This window comes from Archangium lansingense (genome assembly GCF_026626635.1).
Classification (GTDB): Bacteria; Myxococcota; Myxococcia; order Myxococcales; family Myxococcaceae; genus Archangium; species Archangium lansingense.
In genome coordinates, this window is record NZ_JAPNKA010000001.1 from 9662956 (window position 1) to 9678642 (window position 15687).

Below are 15687 nucleotides of genomic sequence, written 5' to 3' on the forward strand. Positions count from 1 at the left end.
ATCGGTAGGAGGCAGGGTGGATGCCGATCAGCGACTGTACGAAGCCATTCGTGCGGATCCAGACCTGGCACGAGAGCTTGGCCTTTCATCAGAGGAGATTGCTCGCCTTCCTGCGCAGGCGGATCCTCCAAATGGCTTTGTCTGGCACCATCACCAAGACGTAGGACGAATGCAACTCATTCGCGAAGGCGCACACCGTCTTGCTAATTCACATACGGGTGGTATGGCCATCTGGGGTGGAGGATACCGCCAGCTCGCACCTGCGAGAGGAACCTCGAAATGAACATCCGCTGGCAACCCTATGTCTGGAAGGAAGCCCACCCTGTAGAATCTGTTGAAGTCGAAAAGCTTGAAGCGGCCTGGAACGTCCAGTTGCCCGAGGAGTACAAACAGCTCGCTCCTCGGCACCATGGCATGCGTCCCACACCCAACGTTTTCGACATCGGGGAGAGTGATAATGCGTTCACCTGCCTGCTGACCCTTGCCTCGGAAGAGCCCAAGGAAGGGTATGCCGTCTCCAGCAGATACAGCATCATCAGAGCCTACGTGCCACCGGGCATCTTTCCTTTCGGGATGACACCAGGAGGAGAGAACATCTGCTTTGACTACCGCGACGCATCTCCTGGTCAACCCAGGATCGTCCTCGTGACGATTGAGCTGGAGGTCTACTTCATCGCCAACAACTTCCGCGAATTCCTGGAGGGGCTGCATGAGCTGCGTGATTGAGCAGCACAGACAAAAAGCGAGCACGTACCCACCTGCCGTACCTGGCGCTCCTGGGGTCTCTCCCTGGCGCTCGGGTTCGCGCTGGTCGCGGGCCTCGTCTGGTTCATCACCTCCATTCCGCGCTGGGTTTTCAGCAGGGACTAGCTGAGCGCGGAGGGAGAGGGCCAGGCAGGCCGCTTGGAGCGGCAACGAGCTATCGAGCCTCCACCCCGGATGTCACAAAGACGAGGACCTCCCCTCCATCGCCTGTGGGATTTGCCATCGCGGGTGCCCCTCGTGATGAGCCAGGGAGCCAGCACCAACGCCACTCAAGACAGCACATTCACTTTCGACGAGCAGACTTCCTCCTGGCCTGCGGAGCGGCCTCCATCCGCGTCCGCAATCTCGCAAGCCCCTTCAGATGATACGGCCAATGCGACAGCAGCAGCGACAGAACCGCATCAACGTCACTTCGTGACAGCTCGCCTTTCTCAAAGGCCTTATCGATCACAGGCCCTATTTGAAGAAAGTCCCTCAATACATCCGCGATGTGAAAGGCCATCTCATCTCGGACCTTATCGTCCGGAACGGCCTTGAGCATTGCACGTTCCAGAACGTGAGTGAGCACCTGCGCCTTTTCAGTATCGATCATGAACTGCTCCAGTGGTTCAGCGCATTCTCTCCACGCTTGATGGCCTCTTCGACGACTTGCCGCTTGGACTTGTTGTTGGGCATGCGCTTGAGCATCTGCTGCAAATTCTTCAAGCACATCAGATGGGCCGCACATGAAAACGGCGCGGGGGCCTGATCGCCTCCCCCGCGCCGCCGGGAACTCCGCGCCCTGAAGCGAGCGACTACCGGGTGATGCTCACCGCGGTGTCATCAATGAAGAAGCTCGTCTTGAGCGAGGAGTCCTCCACGCCCTTGAAGTAGACGCGGATCGTCTGGCCCTTGTACGCGCTCAGGTCGAACGTCTTCTGCACGTAGTCCGTGGACTTGTTCAGGTTGCTGTAGGTGGCCAGGGTCGCCAGCGCCGTGCCCGCGCTGTTCTGCACCTGCACCGTCAGCGTGTCGTAGGCCGAGGTGGTCGTGGTCTCGGACGTGGTGATCTTCACCCAGAAGCTGAAGGTGGCGCTGCACGCCGTGGAGGGGATGGTGATCTGCTGGTACGCCGTGTCGGTGCGGCTCGAGCCGTAGCCGTTCAGCCACGCCTTGTAGCTGCCCGTGCGCGCCGGGCTGGTCGTGTCGCTGTCGATGACGCCCGAGGTCGTCGTCCAGCTCACGTTGCCGCTCTCGAAGCCGGCGTTGGCCAGGAGCTGCTCGGAGATGGAGCAGCTGCCCGTGACGTTGTTCACGGTGACGGACACCGTGGACGAGGAGCCCACGTTGCCCGCGGCGTCATACGCCTTGGTGGTGAGCGAGTACGTACCGTTGGCCACGCCGGTGGTGTTCCAGTCGAAGCTGTACGGGGACGTGGTGTCGCTGCCCAGCAGGCTGGTGCCCTGGAAGAACTCCACCCGGCTCACGCCCACGTCGTCGGAGGCGTTGGCGCTGATGGTGGTGGTGCCGCTCACCGAGGAGCCGCTCGCCGGAGAGGTGATGGAGGTGCTCGGCGCCGTGGTGTCGCCGCCGCCCCCGCCGCCGGTGATGAACATGCTGTAGAGCAGCAGGTTCGGCGAGCCGGTGCCCGGGCTGGTCACCTTGTTCGGGGTGGCGTTGGTGGTGAGCGCCGCCATCGTCTGGGCCGGGGTGGCCGTGGGGTTCGCCTGCAGGTACAGGGCCGCCACGCCCGCCACGTGCGGCGAGGCCATGGACGTACCGCTCATGGAGGTGCTGCTCGTGTCGCTCGAGTACGAGGACGAGGTGATGCTCGAGCCCGGCCCGAAGATGTCGAGGCAGGTGCCGTAGTTGGAGAAGGACGAGCGCGCGTCGCTGCTCGTGGTGGAGCCCACCGTCAGGGCGTTGGGCGTGCGGGCCGGCGAGTAGTTGCACGCGTTGTCGGTGTCATTGCCCGCGGCGACGGCCGTCACCACGCCCGCGGCGATCATCCGCTCCACCGCGTCATCCAGGGCCTGCGACGCCTCGCCGCCCAGGCTCATGTTGGCCACGGCCGGCTTGACGTGGTTGGCCGTCACCCAGTCCAGGCCGGCGATGACCTGGGCGTCGGAGCCGTAGCCCGTGCAGTCCAGCACGCGCACCGGGTGCAGCGTCACCTTCTTCGCCACGCCCCAGGTGGTGCCGCCTACCGTGCCCGCCACGTGCGTGCCGTGGCCGTGGCAGTCCGCCGCCGTGCCGCCCGTGGTGATGGCGTCGAAGCCGTTGCCCACGCGCCCGGAGTACTGAGAGTGCGTCAGCCGCATGCCCGTGTCGATGATGTACGCGTGCACCCCGGTACCATCGAAGTTGTAGTTGTAGGTCGAGTCACGCGGCAGGTTGCGCTGATCGATGCGGTCGATGCCCCAGGTCGCACTCGTCTGGGTGGCCGACGCCGACACCACGCCGTTCTCCTCCACGTAGGCCACCCGCGGGTCCGCCAGCAGCTCGCGCACCTGGGCCTCGGACATCTTCACCCAGTAGCCCTTGAGCGCCCGCTCATAGGTGTGCAGCACCTGACCGCCGCGCGCGGCCACCATCTCGCGCGCCACGTCCGCGGAGCCCCGCAGCGCCACGTCCTTCGCGTCCTCGCGCAGCACGACGATGTACTCGCCCGGCACCGCCTTCGGCTTGCGCAGGAGCTGAGCCAGCTGGCCCACCTCCTTCGACGGAAGGACACCCTCCTCCTCGGGCAGCGGGCCACCGCAGGCGGCCACGCCCAACAGCGAGCAGGTGAACAGTGCACGGCTCAGTTTCAGCTTCATGAACGGTCTCCGAGGGGGGTCAGGACTACAGGTGAAGAAAACGAGCGCAGCCGGTGGAATTAGTCTTTCCGGGACCCACCGGTCAAGACGGCTAATCTCGTTTTCTCCGCTTTCGTCTCCCCGGAGACCGAGCGCTTACTGGCCCGGAGCCACGTTGGGCCCGAAGCCCAGGGACAGGGTGGGCAGAACCTTCCACTCGGTCCACGCTGGACGGGCCCAGGTGGCCTCGGAGGAGGCGCTCGCCCCGACTCCCAGGCGCAGGAAGCCGAAGCGCCAGGCCACGCCCGCGTGGGCGCCATAGGGCATCAGCAGCCGCGTGTGCACGCTGGCCGTCCAGAAGAGGCCACGCCCATCCTGGGAACGCCAGAGCGGCCCCTCGTAGGAGAGCGACTGCGAGGCGATGGAGGCCCCCGCATACAGTCCACTCACCGGCAGGGAGAGCACCACCTTCACCTGCGTGAGGAAACGCACGGCCGTCATCGGCGGGTAGGACAGCGCCATGGGCACGTCGTAATGGAGGAAGGTGCCCGAGTCCTCGCTGAGCACATCCACGCGATCCAACCGCACCGGCGCGGCCAGGGTGAGGCCCGCGGCCACCAGGGAGAGGGTCAACGGCACGGCGCACGCTCCACGTAGTCGGTGATGAGGTAGTCCAGGGGCCAGCGGCAGTAGGCCGCGAGCTGGCCCTCGGTGTTGGCCGTCCACACGGCCGTCTTCAGCCCGGCCTTGCGCACCGCCTCCATGGCGGGGCGAGCCGCCACCGGGTACGCCACGGCGATGCCATCCGCCCCCGCGTCGCGCGTGAGCTGGATGAGCTCCTGAGCGCCCACGGTGCGCTGCAGCTCCTTGGTGAGGCCCACCAGGGTGGTGTTGTCGTCCGCTCCGAAGGCCGGCCAGATAAGGAGCGTCTCTACGTCCTGGTGCGCCTGGACAGCCTTGAGCAGCTCGCCGCGGGTAGAGGTGACGAAGAAGCGATTGGGCAGCGCCGCCGCGTTCCAGCGGCCAAGGATCTCCTCGGCGAAGACCTCGGGCGGCTCCGTGAAGTCCGGATGCTCCTTGACGTCGAGCTGCACCACCACGTCCGGGTGGCCCTTCAGCGCGGAGAGCAGCTCATCGAAGGTGAAGTACCGGTCCGCCACCTTGAAGGCGCCGGGAGTCGCCGCATCCCCCAGGCCGCCGCAGCGGTAGTCGCGCCACAGCTCCTCCAGGGTGAAGTCCTTGATGAGGAGACGCGAGTCCTCGGACAGACGGCGGGGCTCCAGCTCTCCCTCGACGAGGGTGTACGTGCACAGCTCCGCGTCGATCCACGCGTCATGCGAGAGGATGGGTACGCGGTCCTTGGTGAGGACGACATCCACCTCGATGGCCGGGTAGCCCTCGTGCAGCGCGGCGCTCACCGCCGAGCGCGAGTTCTCCGGGTAGTTACCCGCCCCGACGCGGTGCGCTACCACGCGAGGCTCGCCCGGGGCGTCCACGAGGCCGCAGCCCGTGGCCAGCAGCAGCGCGCAAGCGAGCGCGCCTCCTCTTCGATTCCACCTGGTGTTTGTCATGGGGGGCCCGAGTCGTACCACGAGGGCTCCCCTGCCAACCATGCAACCGGCGTGAAGCTTACGCTCCGATCGCGGTGGGACGCGCGACAGGCTCCGTTGCCCCCGCGTCCACCTGCTGGCGCGCGGGAATGAAGGTCATGGCGCGCTCGGCCAGCGCGGTGATGGTGAGCGAGGGATTCACCCCTGGGTTGGCGGAGATGGCCGAGCCGTCGATGACATACAGGCCGTCGTAGCCAAAGAGGCGGTGCTGCGAGTCGATGGTGCCCGTCTGCGGCGAGTCCCCCATGCAGCAGCCGCCGAGGATGTGGGCGGTGGTGGGGATGCCCATCACCGACTCGGAGGCCAGGGTCATGGGCAGGCCGTCCAGCTTCTCCGCCACCCGGTCGGCCAGCTCGGTGGCCTCGGGGATATGGGCGGTGGGCGCGGGGCCCTCCTGCAGGCCGGTGACGAGCCCCTTCGTCCCAGCGGTGAAGAGCCCTCGCCCGCGCCGCATGCGCAGGTGCCCGTCCAGCGTGCGCATATAGAGGAGGATCATCGAGCGCCGGGCGAAGTCCCGGGTGAACCATCCGCTGAGGATCTTCAGCGGGTGGCGCAGGAAGAGGCCGGCCAGGTTCGCGATTCGCGAGAGGGCATTAGTGCCCCCGACGTGCGGCGCCATCAGTGAGCGGAAGAAGTCCGAGCCCGCCGAGTAGCGCACCGGCTCCAGGTGCGAGTGCGCATCCGTGTGGAGGATGGAGCCGATGGCGATGCCCTTGGACAGATCCTTGTCGTGGAAGCGCTTGCCGGCCACCACGCCGATGAGCGCCTCCGAGTTGGTCCTCACGCAATCGCCGAGCCGATCCGACAGCCGAGGCAGCCCGTCCGGGTGCGCCTTGAGCTTGAGCAGCAGGTCCACCGTGCCCAGCACGCCGCCGGAGAAGATGAGCTGGCGCGCGGTGAAGCGCCGCTTGCGGCGGGAGAAGCGCGAGGTGCCCTCGAGCGCCTCCACCTCATAGCCACCACCGGGCAGCGGGCGCACCCAGGTGACCTCGGTGTCCGCGTGGAGGGTCAGGCCGCGCTTCTCGGCGAAGTAGAGGTAGTTCTTGTCCAGCGTGTTCTTGGCGTTGAAGCGGCAGCCCGTCATGCAGCCGCCGCACGAGTTGCAGCCCGTGCGCTCGGGGCCCTCGCCGCCGAAGTACGGATCCGGCACCGTCTCCCCGGGCTTGCCGAAGTAGACCGCCACCGTGGTGGACTGGAAGTCCTCGCGGCCCATGTCCTTGCCCACTTGCTGGATGATCTCATCCGGCAGCGTGCGCAGCGGGTTCACCGTCGCCCCGAGCATCTTGCGCGCAGTGGTGTAGTGCGGCGCCAGCTCCGACTTCCAATCCGCCAGCGCCCCCCATGAGCGCGCCTGGAAGAAGTCATCCTTCGGGATGGGCAGCGTGTTCGCGTAGACGAGCGAGCCTCCGCCCACGCCCACGCCGGACAGCACCGTGACGTGGCGGAAGAACGTCATCTTGAACAGGCCCCGCCACCCGACCTGCGGCACCCACAGCCACTTCTTCAGGTCCCAGTTCGTCTTGGGGAAGTCCTTCGCCTGCAGGCGCCGGCCTTTCTCCAACACCACCACCCGGTAGCCCTTCTCCGTCAGTCGCAGCGCGCTCACGCTGCCCCCGAAACCCGAGCCGATGATCAGCCAGTCGCAATCGAAGTCCATTCGCGTCCTCCCCCCAGAAGGGATGGTTCACAGAGTACTCGGGAGCCCGCTGGATGCGCTCCTCTTCCCGCTCGGAAAGCAGGCACACGGGCACGGGTGGGAACTTGGGACATCCGATACCCTCACCCCGTCCCTCTCCCGAAGGGAGAGGGGAGTGGGGCTCGATGTCACTCGGGATTGCTCGGAGGGGTCAGCTTCTGGCGGGCGGTTTCCCGGCGCTTCGCTCGCACCTTGCCCGCTACGTTGAGCAGCAGCCGATCCCTCTCCCAGCGCTCGCGCGTCGGCGCGTCCACCTGCTCCCAGAGCGGTCCCAAGCCGTCTACCCGTCTCCGGCACAGGTCGAGCGCCCCCGCCAACGCCAGGTGCACCGCCGGCGACGCCGGGTCCGCCTGCGCCAGTCCCCTCATCGTCACCGCGAGAGCCAGCAGCTCCTCGCGCACCTCGTCCGGCCAGCCCGAGCGCCTCGCCACCTGCAGCAGCCACCCGAGCACCGCCGCGAACACGTGGCAGTCCTCTACTGTGCGGAACGGTTTGACGTAGCGCTCATAGCCATCGCCCGGCAGCACCTCCTCGGGCGCCACCGCCACCTCGTGCAGCCGCAGCTCCGCGTGGGGCACCTCGGGGACAAAGGGCGTCTCGGGCAGCTCGGTGAGTGTTACCCCTGAACGGCGGGCGTCGAGCCTTACGAGCCGGAGCCGGTTGCGCCCCTGCGCGTCCTGCCCCTCGTTGGCCACCACCAGCAGCTCGTCCGCCGCGGTCCCCAGGGTGACGAAGGCCTTGGTGCCCTCCAGGCGCAACGGGCCCTCGCCCGAGCCGGTGAGCCGGGTCTGCATGGCCGAGGGGTGTCCGCCTCCGGCCTCGGTGACGCACAGGGCGTAACGGTGATGGGGCGGCAGTTGGGGGAACAAGGAGCGCAGGGCCGAGTGGTAGCCCGACGCGAATGCGTACCCCAGCCGATCGGCCGCGAAGCCCCCGGCGAACGCCACGTCCACCGGCAGCGAGAAGCGCGAGGACACTTGGAGGTGCCGCGTCCACCAGTCCTCGACAGAGCCGAGGGATGCCGGAGCGGGTGACTCGGTGAGGAGGAACCGCAAGAGCTCGTCCATGCGGCCACTCTAGTCGAAGCGTGACGCAGAGCCGTGACCCAAGCGTCACGGACCGTCCACATGGGGACCCTACCTTGCCCAACCCATGTCCCCTCCCCTCCCCCTCCGTGCCGCCCTGGGCGGCGTGTTGCTCGTCCTTGCCGCCTCGAGCGCGGGCGCGGCCCAGAGCCGCACCAGTTACGTGGTAGGTGAAATCACCTCGTTCAACTCCAGCCTGGATTCCGCGAGCCGCGCCGAGAAGTACGCGCGGATGAAGGAGTCCGCCTTCTCCTTCTACCGGGGCAGCAACCACCTGTACTGGAAGGACTTCGGCAGCTCCCCTCTGCTCTCCACCTACGGGGGGACCAGCTCCACGCGCACCTGGCTGGGCGGCGATCCGCACATCAACAACACTGGTGCGTTCGACGACGATCAGGGCGACATCGTCTTCGGCCTCAACGACTTCGATGAGGCCGTCATTGGCGACTACCAGCTCGATGTCTGGCGCATGGCCGTCAGCCTGGTGCTCGTGGCCCGCGAGAACGGTGTGTTCAGCACCGCCGACCAGGACGTCCTCCTGGATGCCTTCTCCGAGTCCTACCTGGACACCCTGGCCGACTTCGCCGGCAACAGCGGCGAGACCACCCGGAAGTTCCGCGCCAGCAACACCTACGGTCTACTCAATGACTTCCTCGACGACGTGACCGCCAGCAACAGCCGGGTGGAGCTGCTCGACAAGTGGACGGTGAAGGTCAATGGCATCCGCCGCCTCGACACCACGAGCAACCCGGACCTCTCCGCGGTGTCCCCGGCCGTGGACAGCGACCTCCGCTCCCGGATGAGCAGCTACCGCTCCACCCTCAGCGGGGGCACCACGTGGCCGTCCAGCTACTTCACGGTGAAGAGCGTGGCGCAGCGCCTGCACGCCGGCATCGGCTCGCTGGGTGTCACCCGCTATTACGTGCTCATCGAGGGTGCCACCACCTCCCAGGACGATGACCGCATTCTCGACGTGAAGGCCCAGCGAACCCCGAGCGCCTGGCCCTACCTCAGCGCCTCCGCCGTGAGCCAGACGGGCTCCGTGTGTGGCAACAACATGGCCGTGCGCACCGTGCAGGCATACAAGGCACTCGGCTACCGCGTGGACGACCACCTGGGCTGGGTGACGCTGGTGGATGGCGTCCCGTACAGCGTGCGCGAGGTGTCGCCCTGGAAGGAGTCCTTCCCCACGGAGGAGCTCACCACGCTGACGCGCTTCACGAACCTCGCCGAGCAGTGGGGGCAAGTGCTGGCTACCCACCACGCCCGCGCCGACAAGGATTGGGACTCGGCGGTCTTCCCGTACTCGGTGGACAGTGAGATCCACGCCCGCACCGACGGAGACCACGCCGGCTTCCGCGCCCGGGTGCGCACCATTGCCGCCGACTACGCGACCCAGGTGCAGTACGATTACGACAGCTTCCGCACGAGCTTCTGACCCTTCATGCGCCGTCCTCGCCCCTGGCATCGACTCCCCTGGCGCCTCACGGCGATGATCGCCGGGGCAACGGTGCTCGCGGCGGTCGTGCTCCAGTTCATCCTGCTCGCGTTGCTCGGCTATTACCTCGGGCGCTCCGACAGCTTCGCGGTCACGATCGCGGAAGAGCTTCGGAACGTCGCGAGAGGGTTGGAATCCGCGCTCCTGGCGGACCCTCCCGACCATGGAGCCGTGGAGCGGCAACTCGCCGCGCTCGTGAGCTCCGAGAGCGACACCCCGTCCAGTCCGCTCCATTTCGAGCTGCGCGTGACGGGTGTGCGTTCGGGGGCTGTCGCGGTCTTCACGCGTGACCGGGCCAATGTCTCGACCTTCGCGTTCGAAGGAGGGCGCGTCCAGGCCTCCTCCGCACTGGTGCCCACTCCGGAGGAGGAGGAATTGCTGGCCCGGGCCCTGACCGGGACCGTAGACACGGCACGCCTCTCGCGCCGGCTCCCAGATGGAGGAATCGTGGTCGCAGTGCCCGTGGGACCGGGTCCCGCTTCGCCGAAGGTGGCCCTGCTCGTCCGCATCGCTCCACCCATCGAGGCCGCTGGATACCTCTCCGCGGCGGTGCAGCTCGTGGCCTCGACCGGCCTGGTGATTGCGCTCCTCGCCGGGCTGTCGGCGCTCGGGGTGGGGGCGCTCACGTCACGCTGGTTGATGAGCCGCCTCGCACCGCTCACGGCCGCAGCCGACGCCTGGACACATGGCGCGCTCGATGTCTCGTCCACGGTGTCCGGTCACGACGAGCTCGCCGGCCTCTCGCACCAGCTCAACCGGATGGCCGCCGAGCTGCGGATGCAGGTGCAGAGCCGGCAGCAGCTCGCCGCGCTCGAGGAACGGCATCGCCTCGCACGCGACCTTCACGACACCGTGAAGCAGCACCTGTTCGCCACCGCGATGCAGCTCGGGGCGGCGCGCGCGTTGCTCCCGGGAGAACCGGCCCGCGCTGCCCATTGCGTGGAACAGGCCTCCTCGCTCGTGCAGCAGTCACAGAACGAGCTCATGGCCACGCTGCACATGCTCCGGCCCAGCTTCCCCGACGCGCCATGGGCCGAGCAGCTCCGAGTCCTCCTCGAGGAGTGGTCGCGGCGGGAGGGAATCTCCGTCGACGCCGGGGGCGACGTGCAGGAACTGCCGCTCCCTACCGAAGTCACGCAGGAGCTCATGTGCATCGTGTCGGAGGCACTCTCCAACGTCGCCCGGCACAGCGGCGCCCGCCGGGTGACGCTCGCGCTCCGCGCCCGAGGCACTCGTCTCTGCGAGCTGGCGATCGAAGATAACGGCCGGGGGCTGTCCGGGGCGGTTGGCGCCGGCATGGGGCTCCGCTCGATGCGTGAGCGCGCGGAGCGCCTGCCGGGCGGAAGCTTCACCCTGTCTTCAGGCGCGCACGGTGGCGTCCGCATCCAGGTCCTGTTCGAGATACGGGCCGAAGCCGGGCAGCAGCCGCAGACACTCAGTCCCCACGGCCTCTGGAAGCAGTCATGAGCCCCTCACGCCAGGCCAGGGCAGCGGCCTGGGTGCGGTCCGTCACCGCCAGCTTCCCCAGGATGCTGCTGACGTGGGACTTCACCGTCTTCTCGCTGATGAACAGCCGCCGGGCGATCTCCGCGTTGGCGGCCCCCTCCGCGAGCAGCCGCAGGACCTGGGCCTCGCGCTCGCTGAGCTCCTCGAGTGGCCCTGACCGCGGAGGAGGGCTGGACGGCTGCTGGAGCGCACGCACCACCTGACTGGCGATGGGCGCGGCCAGCACCGCCTCTCCGCGTGCGGCCTTCCGGATCGCCTGGAGGAGCTCGTCGGGGGACGCACTCTTGAGCAGGTAGGACAGGGCCCCCGCACGCAGCGAGGGCAGGACGTGCTCGTCGTCGTGGAACGAGGTGAGGATCAGCACCTGCGAGCGCGGGCTCACCTGCTTGAGGCGTTTCGTGGCCTCCACTCCGGAGAGCCCGGGCATCAGCAGGTCCAGGAGCACCACGTCTGGCGTGTGACGCGCCGCGAGTGCAACCGCCGCATCGCCCGATTCCGCCTCCCCGACGACCTCGAAGTCGGGCTGCGTCTGGAGCAAGGCGCGCACGCCCATGCGCACCACCGCATGATCGTCCGCGAGGAGGATGTGGAGCTTCGAAGGCACGGGGCTCATCCTACCGGCGGATCGGACCTCGGTCTGAGGACGGAGTGAAGAATCCTCCCCGAGCCCGATGCGGTGAGCCGCACACGATTGCACTCTGTGTCTCGAGCGGAGCACCTGGCCGGAGGCCGCGACGGAAGAGAGGAAGCAACGTGTTCGGGTTTCACAGCACGAGAATGTTGGGAGGAGTGGTTGTCCTGGGATGGTTGATGAGCGCCTGCGGGCCATCCCATCGATTCACGGAGCTCGGCGAGGGCCGGGGACGCGTGGTCCTCGCGGAGACAGTGGAACGCTACGCACGAGCCGACATCGAGACGAGCCGCGCGAGGATTCCCGAGCTGAAGGACATTCCTCCCATCGAGCATGGGGTCGAGTGCCTCGAGGTGACCTACGAGACGGTGGACCTCGAGGAGCGCCCCACACTTGCCTCTGGGATCGTCTGCCTGCCGCTCGATGGCAAGGAGGCCGTGCCCCTCATCAGCTACCAACACGGAACGGAGGTGGCGGACGGTGCCGTCCCGACGGGGGGCGACTCGGACTTCGCTGCCTTCATGGCCCTGTTCTTCTCGGGGGGAGGATACGCGGTCTGTGCCTCGGACTACCTCGGCCTGGGCGCTTCCGAGCGCAAGGGCATCCACCCGTACCTGCACGCCACCAGCGAGGCGAACGCGAGCATCGACATGATCCGCGCGGCGCACCACGTCGCGCGCGCCATGGGCATCCCGCTGAGCGACCGGCTGTACCTCACCGGCTACTCGCAGGGTGGTCACGCGACGATGGCCCTGTCGAAGGCGCTCCAGGCGCAGCACGCCGAGGAGCTCCCGGTGAGCGCCGCCATGCCCATGGGGGGGCCGTATGATCTCTCACGGACCAGCCTCGACGCGGTGCTGCGGCAACCCCAGCTCGCCTCGTCGCTGTACCTCGCGTACATCCTCCTGGGCTACAACCGCGTCTACGATCTCTTCGCGAGCCCGAGCGACGTCTTCCGGGATGCCCCCCTGGTGGAGCGGCTCTTCGACAGGACGCACGGCTTCGAAGAGGTCCTGGAGAAGCTCCCCGCCACGCCCGAGGCGCTGCTGACTCCAGAGTACTTCGCCGCGCTCCGCGACGACCCGGCCCACCCGCTCCGGCGGGCAGCCCGGGAGAATGATCTCTACGACTGGCGGCCCCACGAGCCCGTCCGGCTCTGTCATGGCGAGGCGGACCTGGACGTGCCCTTCCAGAACGCGGTCATCGCGGAGGGGCGGATGAAGGAGCTCGGAGCGGACGTCGCGATCGTCAGCGTGGGGGCCCTGGATCATCAGAACGCCGTCACGCCCTGTCACATCGAAGCGCGCCGGTGGTTCGACACACTCGAACCTCGAGCCGCTGGCGAGCGCTAAGCCTCCGGACATAGATACTGTCCACTCCTCGCCAGGAGCCGCTGGCGATGACGAGGGGGCGTTGGCGCGCTGCACCTTCCGGCCGCGAGCTGTTCCAACTGGTCCGACCATCGGACCAGTTGCGCGAGTTCGCGCCCGGAAGCCGCTCTGCTCTTTGCACTGCAACCAGTCGAAGAGCCTCGTGGACCCCCACCCATCCACCGTGGACAGAAACCATGTCCGGGGGCTTAGAAGTCAAGCCCCTGGTAGTTGTACGCGAGCTGGACGAAGCCGGAGCGCCTGGTGGGCGCCGCACCGAGAACCTCCACGCCCTTGTCATCGAGGAGGTTGAAGACGTGGGCGCTCACCGCCAGGCCGTTGTCGAAGGTGTAGCCGAGCCCGAGGTCCGCCACGAAGCGCGCCGGGACCTTCCCGTCCTGGAAGAACAGGGAGCTGTCCCACCGGCCCGCGGAGAACGCATGGGCCGACTGGTAGCGACCGAAGAGCCGCACGAACGAGTTCTTCACCACCAGGTCCTGCAGGGTGATGGAGGCCTTGAGCTTCAGATCCGGCACGTTCAGCAAGAGCGCCTTCTGCGTTGGACCCGTGTTCTGGAAGCTGAGCAGCCGGATGTACGAGACGCTGCCGTTGAGGAGGAGGTGCGGGGTGAGCAGGTACTCTGCCCCGACATCGAGCCCCGCCACGCGCGAGCGGCCGAAGTTGGAAAAGGTGGAGAGGCTGCCCTGCGCGGGAGTCCCCTCCGCCACCGGCCGGCCATCCGGGTAGAAGGCGAAGGTGCCCTGCGTGGGATTGGCCCGCGGGGTCAGCGCACTGATGAAGTTTCGGTACCAGGAGTGGTAGCCGACGACATCCACCAAGAGCCGGTTGAAGAAGGTCGCCTTGTAGCCCAGCTCCACCGAGTCCACCTGCTCTGGCACCAGCGGCCGGATCTCCGATAGCAGGTTCCCTTCCGCGTCCCGGATGAAGAAACCAGTCCGATTGCCCACCAAGCTGTTGTTGATGAGCATGAAGTTCTCGATGAGGCTGGGGCTCTTGAACGCGCGGTTGTAGCCCACGCGCAGATGCTGGGTCCGGGTCAGGCTGTAGACCACCGCGGCCTTGGGGCTGAACTGCGGCGTGTAGTTGGAATGGGCATCGAGCCGCGCGGCCGCTACCAGCCGCAGCGTATCTCGGAGCAGCGAGGTATCTGCCTGCACATAGCCACCGAACTCCGTGGCGCTCAGACGATTGCCACCCCCGTCGGAGAGGGACGTCCCCTCGGTGCTCGGGTTGTACTGGCGCAGCTGGAGGCCGGTGACGAGCTTCACCCCTCCAAACGTGTTCTGGTACTGGACCTCTGAGTCGATGATCTGACTGTGGTCAATGAACTTGAGCTGCTCCCGAAGCCCCTCCAGCGAGGCCGGGTCGCTCGGAGGGCCACCGCTGGCCTGGAGCACTCCCGCCAGCCGCTCCAACTGGTAACTGTTACCCGCCTCGCTCGAGGTGCGGGACACCTGGGCGAACCAGTTGGGGTTGCTGGCGGACACGGTCTGGGTGTGCACCTGCCAGCCGCGCAGGTGCGTGCGGCCCGCATTGGTGGTCAGCACGCCATCATGAATCGAGAAGCCATAGCCCCCCTTGAAGTTCCAGTCACCAGCCCGGTAGTAGAGGTAGCCCTCTGCCTTGGCCGTGCGGGTCTCGTACTGCCCCATCAAGTCGCCTTCGAAGACGAGCGGGAGCCGGGGGCTGCCAAAGTAGTGGGAGGGCAGGTCCCGGTCGGGCGCGAAGTCCAGGCCGCGAAAGAGCTCCCCGTTGAACTTGTAGCCGAAGTCCTTGTTGATGGTGCCCGCCACGCGTACGGACCCGTCCAGAAGCTCCTGGCTGCCGCCGCGCAGCACCGCCGAGACGCCCGAGTCGTCCCAGGGGGACTTGGTAAGGACGTTGAGAACACCGGTATGGGCATTGGCGCCATAGAGCGCGGACGCCGGCCCTACCACCACCTCCACTGACTTGACGTCGAGGCTGGGCGTGGGGAGCTGACCACCCAGCGGCAGGCCGTTGATGGGCATCTGCGCCAGCCGGCCATCCACCAGGGAGAGCATGCGGGAGTTGAACTGGTTGTTGAAGCCGCGCGTGGAGATGCGCTTCTCGTTGATGCCATTGTCCACGTAGTCGACGCCCTTCATCGCCGAGAGCGCCGTCATGAACGAGACCCCTCCGGCCTGCTGGATCGTCTTCGCCCCGACCGTCTCCACCGCGACCGGGGACTCGAGCCGCTTCTCCCCGAACTTCGAGCCAGTGACGATGATCTCCTCGCCGAACTTCTCATCGAGCTCCAGGTCCGCCTCGAGCGAGACCACCTGCCCCGCCATCACCGTCACGGAGCGGGTGCTGTCGCGATAGCCCGGGAAGGAGACCTTCAGCTCCTGCCTGGCGGCGGGGACGTTGCGGAGCTCGAACTTTCCCTCGCCGTTGGTGGTGGCGACCAGGTCCGTGCCAACCACCACCACCTGGGCCTCCGGTAGCGGCTCGTTGCCGGCAACGTACACCGTGCCTCGAATCGTTCCGCCCTCCAGCGCCCAGGCTCCTGCGGACACCCATACCGCGAGGACCACCACCCAATACTTTGCGAGCTTCATGAACATCCCCTGTTGCCGTGCGGCAAGTGTAGGGGAGTTTGGGGCGCATCCCCATAGGAGGGACAGGAGCCCCCTTACTGGTGTAGAGACCGTGCGGCCCGCATGCGGCACTCGCCTGCCCTGGCCCCCATACCGGGGCCATCCTCTCA

The 15687-nt window shown here is 67.2% G+C and carries 13 protein-coding genes and 1 pseudogene; 5 read left to right on the plus strand and 9 right to left on the minus strand.

Annotation, left to right across the window (positions count from 1 at the left end):
• Nucleotides 1-22: 22 nt before the first annotated feature.
• Together OV287_RS38335 and OV287_RS38340 are read left to right on the plus strand one after the other, a co-directional pair.
• Nucleotides 23-283: pseudogene (locus OV287_RS38335) on the plus strand (HNH endonuclease); the annotation flags it as partial.
• Nucleotides 280-726 carry an SMI1/KNR4 family protein gene (locus tag OV287_RS38340; RefSeq protein ID WP_267539000.1) on the plus strand — a complete coding sequence of 149 codons (447 nt, stop codon included), beginning with the start codon at nt 280-282 and terminating at the stop codon, nt 724-726. The pseudogene OV287_RS38335 and the gene OV287_RS38340, both read left to right, overlap by 4 nt.
• Nucleotides 727-1048: 322 nt before the next feature.
• Here the strand turns inward: OV287_RS38340 and OV287_RS38345 are convergent, their stop codons facing one another.
• The 7 genes from OV287_RS38345 to OV287_RS38375 form a co-directional block, all read right to left on the minus strand.
• Entirely contained in the window at nt 1049-1357 is a 309-nt protein-coding gene (locus OV287_RS38345; RefSeq protein ID WP_267539001.1) for a hypothetical protein, read from the minus strand.
• A complete protein-coding gene (locus OV287_RS38350; RefSeq protein ID WP_267539002.1) occupies nt 1354-1476 on the minus strand; it encodes a hypothetical protein in 123 nt (40 codons plus the stop codon). Before OV287_RS38350 ends, OV287_RS38345 begins: the two co-directional genes overlap by 4 nt.
• Before the next feature lie 83 nt (nt 1477-1559).
• Nucleotides 1560-3563: a S8 family serine peptidase gene (locus tag OV287_RS38355; protein ID WP_267539003.1), complete on the minus strand. Its 2004-nt coding sequence runs from the start codon at nt 3561-3563 to the stop codon at nt 1560-1562.
• A gap of 135 nt (nt 3564-3698) precedes the next feature.
• A complete protein-coding gene (locus tag OV287_RS38360; RefSeq protein WP_267539004.1) occupies nt 3699-4181 on the minus strand; it encodes a hypothetical protein in 483 nt (160 codons plus the stop codon).
• On the minus strand, nt 4172-5113 hold the full coding sequence (locus OV287_RS38365; RefSeq protein ID WP_267539005.1) for a glycerophosphodiester phosphodiesterase: 942 nt from the start codon (nt 5111-5113) through the stop codon (nt 4172-4174). The genes OV287_RS38360 and OV287_RS38365 overlap by 10 nt, the downstream gene beginning before the upstream one ends.
• A 58-nt stretch (nt 5114-5171) precedes the next feature.
• The gene (locus OV287_RS38370) at nt 5172-6809 is read right to left on the minus strand and encodes a GMC family oxidoreductase (protein ID WP_267539006.1); all 1638 of its coding nucleotides are present in this window, start codon (nt 6807-6809) and stop codon (nt 5172-5174) included.
• A gap of 167 nt (nt 6810-6976) precedes the next feature.
• Nucleotides 6977-7915 carry an acyl-CoA dehydrogenase family protein gene (locus tag OV287_RS38375; protein ID WP_267539007.1) on the minus strand — a complete coding sequence of 313 codons (939 nt, stop codon included), beginning with the start codon at nt 7913-7915 and terminating at the stop codon, nt 6977-6979.
• Nucleotides 7916-8000: 85 nt separating this feature from the next.
• Between OV287_RS38375 and OV287_RS38380 the strand changes: the two genes are divergently transcribed.
• Nucleotides 8001-9371, plus strand: a complete 1371-nt coding sequence (locus OV287_RS38380; protein WP_267539008.1) for a DUF2252 domain-containing protein — start codon at nt 8001-8003, stop codon at nt 9369-9371.
• A 6-nt stretch (nt 9372-9377) separates the two neighbouring features.
• On the plus strand, nt 9378-10898 hold the full coding sequence (locus OV287_RS38385; protein ID WP_267539009.1) for a sensor histidine kinase: 1521 nt from the start codon (nt 9378-9380) through the stop codon (nt 10896-10898).
• On the opposite strand, the gene OV287_RS38390 is transcribed toward OV287_RS38385, so the two are convergent.
• On the minus strand, nt 10867-11541 hold the full coding sequence (locus OV287_RS38390) for a response regulator (RefSeq protein ID WP_267539010.1): 675 nt from the start codon (nt 11539-11541) through the stop codon (nt 10867-10869). The two genes, OV287_RS38385 and OV287_RS38390, sit on opposite strands and share 32 nt — an antisense overlap.
• A 206-nt stretch (nt 11542-11747) precedes the next feature.
• Here OV287_RS38390 and OV287_RS38395 point away from each other — a divergent pair, with 206 nt between their 5' ends.
• Nucleotides 11748-12920 carry an alpha/beta hydrolase family protein gene (locus OV287_RS38395; RefSeq protein WP_267539011.1) on the plus strand — a complete coding sequence of 391 codons (1173 nt, stop codon included), beginning with the start codon at nt 11748-11750 and terminating at the stop codon, nt 12918-12920.
• A gap of 227 nt (nt 12921-13147) precedes the next feature.
• Here the strand turns inward: OV287_RS38395 and OV287_RS38400 are convergent, their stop codons facing one another.
• Complete coding sequence (locus tag OV287_RS38400; protein ID WP_267539012.1) at nt 13148-15538, minus strand: TonB-dependent receptor; 2391 nt, start codon at nt 15536-15538, stop codon at nt 13148-13150.
• Nucleotides 15539-15687 lie beyond the last annotated feature (149 nt).